Annotated in this window: 5 protein-coding genes; all 5 read right to left on the bottom strand. The window is 47.3% G+C overall.

Annotated features, from left to right (window positions below):
• Window positions 1–611: chorismate synthase (aroC, locus tag A3751_RS20080; RefSeq protein WP_068458686.1), on the bottom strand; the 611-nt coding region annotated here is incomplete at its 3' end.
• 92 nt (window positions 612–703) lie between these two features.
• On the bottom strand, window positions 704–1,597 hold the full coding sequence (gene prmB, locus A3751_RS20075; RefSeq protein WP_156492673.1) for a 50S ribosomal protein L3 N(5)-glutamine methyltransferase: 894 nt from the start codon (window positions 1,595–1,597) through the stop codon (window positions 704–706).
• Window positions 1,598–1,888: 291 nt separating this feature from the next.
• Window positions 1,889–2,752, bottom strand: coding sequence for a DUF4892 domain-containing protein (locus A3751_RS20070; protein ID WP_068458684.1), 864 nt, complete (start codon window positions 2,750–2,752; stop codon window positions 1,889–1,891).
• On the bottom strand, window positions 2,733–3,590 hold the full coding sequence (locus A3751_RS20065) for an alpha/beta fold hydrolase (protein WP_197466552.1): 858 nt from the start codon (window positions 3,588–3,590) through the stop codon (window positions 2,733–2,735). Before A3751_RS20065 ends, A3751_RS20070 begins: the two co-directional genes overlap by 20 nt.
• Before the next feature lie 5 nt (window positions 3,591–3,595).
• Window positions 3,596–4,378 carry a TatD family hydrolase gene (locus tag A3751_RS20060; protein WP_068458683.1) on the bottom strand — a complete coding sequence of 261 codons (783 nt, stop codon included), beginning with the start codon at window positions 4,376–4,378 and terminating at the stop codon, window positions 3,596–3,598.
• Between the last annotated feature and the right edge of the window lie 96 nt (window positions 4,379–4,474).

Genomic DNA, 4,474 nt, shown 5'->3' with positions numbered 1-4,474 from the left:
CCAACAGAATTGCCTTCTTTGTTCAACGCCTGCATGTAGGTTTCCATCTCAGGAATCTTGTTCACATCTGGACAGAAAAATGGATTGGTTTCTACAATGCTTAGATCGACATTCTCAACTTTGATTGGACCAAGCTGGGACAAATAACCGTAGATCTCGATACCAAAAGCCTGCTTGAGATACTTTTTAGCGACGGCACCTGCCGCAACACGCATCGCCGTTTCACGCGCAGAGGAACGACCACCGCCCCGATAATCACGAAAGCCGTATTTTTGCGTATAGGCGTAGTCAGCGTGCGCTGGACGGAACGTATCTGCAATGTTCGAATAGTCCTTTGAACGCTGATCGGTATTCTCAATCACCATACCAATTGACGTCCCCGTCGTTTTCCCTTCAAACACTCCGCTTAGGATTTTCACCTCGTCAGCCTCTCTACGCTGCGTGGTATATCGGGAGGTACCCGGTTTGCGACGATCCAGATCGAACTGAATATCCTCTTCAGAAATCTCGATCCCCGGAGGACATCCATCAATGATACACCCCAACGCTTTACCGTGGCTTTCACCAAACGAGGTGACTGTGAATAGTTTTCCAAAGGTATTACCAGACATCGTATTAAACTCTTCGTTTTGCTTATCTTTCGTTATTGAACTCTATGCCTTGTTTTGGCAACACGCGCTAGAGTTTGTTGTACTCTTTTACTTCACTCAATCTCTTTCAATTGATCAGCGGTCAACATAAATACGCCATGGCCACCATGTTCAAAGTCGAGCCACGTAAACTCCACTTGAGGATAAGCGGCTTCAAGTGCCTGCCAGCTATTACCAACCTCGGCGATCAAGACTCCCCTAGGGCTTAAGAAACGCGAAGCCTCTGCCAACATCACTCTTGTAAAATCCAGGCCATCAACACCAGAAGCAAGCCCCAACATCGGCTCCTGATGAAACTCTTGTGGCATACTAGCAATATCACTGGCATCGACATATGGAGGATTCGAAACAATCAAATCATATTGCTGCTCGTAGCTTGCGTCGAGACCTGAGAAACAATCCGATGCAATGGTGGATACTCGCTCTTGCAGCTCGTATTGCTCAACATTGATCCTTGCAACCTCGAGCGCGTCGGAAGAGATATCGAGAAGATCTACCTGCGCGTCCTCAAACAACAGCGCCGTTGCAATGCCAATACAGCCACTTCCTGAACACAAATCCATGACGCGCTTAGGCTCGTCCAAGACCCAAGGCTGGAAACCGTTTTCAATCAATTGAGCAATCGGTGACCGAGGAACCAAGGTTCTCTCATCGACATAGAATTTTAAACCACAAAAATAAGCCTGTTTGGTTAAGTACGCGAGTGGTGTTCGGTCATTGATACGCGCCTCAATATTTTCAAGAACGAACTGACGCTCAGTCTCGGTGAGAACGCATGGCCAAAGATCTCGCGCAAAATCCCAAGGTAGATTTAGAGATTGAAGAACCAAGGCGACCGATTCATCCCAAGCGTTATCGGTGCCGTGGCCAAAGAAAAGCTTGGCCGCGTTCATTCTCGAAAAGCTATATCGAATAAAATCTGCAATAGACGTTAATTGGGCTGACACTGGACGAATTCCGTGGCTATTTAAAACCGCGCAATTATATAGACATTGACTGACAAGTGCTAAGAATCAAGACCCTTTAGGTATAAAAACGGGAAAATCGAACAACGCCGCACGTCACACTCATCAAAACCAATCGGACATAGCATAGCGACATGGTTCTCAACGGTCTGACCCCCTTTCACGAAAAGCAGAAAATCTGAAGGTCTGCTGCAAACTTCGCTCCAGCCAAAAAGAACTAATCAATGAGACTTAATCAATGAGACTTAATCGACGAGACTTAATCAACGAGACCTAATCAACGAGATAGAGATACGCCCAATCTTGAGCGTTAAATCCAAGCGGGCGCTGCCCCAGCATGCCCATAGAGCGCAATTCAACGCGTGACCCATCAACTCCGATCGCTTCACGCGCAGCCACAAGCATAGTCTCGCCATATTCAGCAGAGCTTTCTATCGAGTTCCCTAACTGCGCGGCTGATGAGACAGGCTTTGAAAACGCAACCACAACCAATTTAGCATTAGCATTTGCCTGCAAATAATCACCCAAGGCCTTAGCCCAGTCTTTTGATAGCACCGCTTCGCCCAGTAATACGCCGCGTTTTGCATCCGCCACGTAGTCTTCAGGCGGCGCGGGAATAAAGCTTATATAGATGTAATCAATTCTGCGCGCATTCGTAACAGCATAAACGCTTAACCATCCCTGATGAACACCGTCATCGAGACGACCAGCAAAATAAGATTGATCAGAATCTCGACCAGCCAAGTTCCGATTGCCAAAAATATCGTTAGCCCAATGATTACTCGCACCGCAGTTTCTCTGCTCACAGGCAAACTCGATACGCCCCTGATCACTCAAAAGTTCTTTATAATATCCAACAGCTTTATCAAGACTCGTTGCTTCTGACACTCTGTAAAGATAATTTGAACGCGTACCCACCACGTCCGTTTGCGACTCAATCATCAAACGATTACTCACTCGTTTGATGGCACTCAACGGCATTGGATGCTTATCAGCCGCCTGCGTCGTCGCCTTTTCTAATGAAAGGCCACTTGCGACAAAATCAAATCCCTCGGCGGATAGATTGCCACAAATACCCAAAAACACACCGAGCCCAAACAGAATATTCTTTAGCTTTTTATGCACCCAAAAACCCATGTACTATCTCCGCCGTCCGTTTAATATCTCCTTCCATGTGGAAGTGATGGCCACCTGACACTTTGTCTTCTTTCAGGTTTTGTATATACGCTAGTCGCTTCGAAATCGCTTCATATTGTCGAAAATAACCATCTTCCCCCACCACTAGCTGAACAGGGCATTCTATTCCGCCCATAATGGCTGCAACCTGGGCTTCAGAGAACCTAAGAAGAGAAGGCTCTAAAAGACGCGGATCAGAAGACCAAACGTATCCTCCCTCTACTTCTCGTGTTCCTCGCTCGACTAAAGTACGCGCAGCCTCGATGGATATCTTGCCAACTCCCGACATTCGCGCCTTTGCTGCTACCTCTTTACTCGGGTACGTGTTTAATTTTGAGTGACGCAAAGCAGCAGCGCGCTTAACCGCCTTCTTAAGTTGAGGCAGCACATTCTCTATATCATCAGTCAAAGGGCCTAAACTATCCAACAACACCAAGTGCTTGACGCGCTCAGGAACCGAAGCTGCGATAAGTGTCGCAACAATACCCCCCAAAGAATGCCCAATGATATCAAACTCACCGTTTTCACATATGGCGTCTACAAACGCTAGTACATCCAACGTATTGTCGACGAGATGATAGTTAGCGGATTTTGGTCGATGTTCGGAATGACCATGCCCCGGCAACTCTAATGCAAAAAAAGGACGATCAAAGTCCAGATACTCTGCCAAAGGGCTAAACGAAGCAGCATTATCCAACCAACCATGTAGGGCAATAATTGGTCGTCCGACCTCTACACCATTGGTTAAACCCGCTAAGGTGAGTCTTCCGGTTTTTTCTTCAAAATGCTTCAATTCCAAACAGCTTATACTCCTCTAGCATCACGAAACAGCGAGTGAAAATTCGCCGCCGTCTGCTCCGCTATCTGCTCAACCGACAAACCACGAAGCTCGGCAATAAACTCAGCTACTTTTGGGACATATTTTGGCTCATTTGGCTTACCCCTATACGGCACGGGTGCAAGATATGGCGAGTCTGTCTCTATGAGCATGCGCTCAAGCGGAATTGATCGAGCGACCTCCTGAAGTTCAGCCGCATTTTTAAACGTAACGATACCGCTAAACGAGATAAAGTAGCCAAGATCGATTGCGCGCAAGGCCATGTCCAAATCTTCGGTGAAGCAGTGCAGAACACCGGCAATACGCTCGTCGCCATGATCAGCAATAATGGACAGGGTGTCCTCCTTTGCATCACGGGTATGCACGATAACAGGCTTACGAGTCTGCTTACTTGCCTCAAGATGCACTTTAAAGCGTTGCTGCTGCAACTCTTTCATTTCGGCGCTGTAGTAATAATCAAGCCCCGTTTCACCAATCGCGATGACTTTCTGAGCATCCGCCAAGCCCACAAGCCGCTCAACTGTCGGTTCCTCACCTTCGTAACTCGTAGGATGCACCCCAACAGAGGCGTAAATGTTCGGGTATTTTGCAGCGATATTTAGAACCTGGTCTACGTGCTCAAGATCGATGGCTACACAAAGCATTTCGCTCACTTGCTGATCGGTAGCGGCAGCAATCGCTCCATCGAGCCCATTTTCGTATTTTTCTAATTTAAGCCTGTCGAGATGACAGTGAGAATCAATGAACATACCGCCTCATAAGATGAAAGATTTCGCAGGGCAGTTTACATGGAAGATTGTGGAGGCGCACCCTGAGGAGCGCCAAATTAACATAGGGGTTGATGC

Source organism: Oleiphilus sp. HI0080, assembly GCF_001635135.1.
Note: the sequence above shows the minus strand (reverse complement) of the source record. Positions and strands in the feature narration are given on the sequence as shown.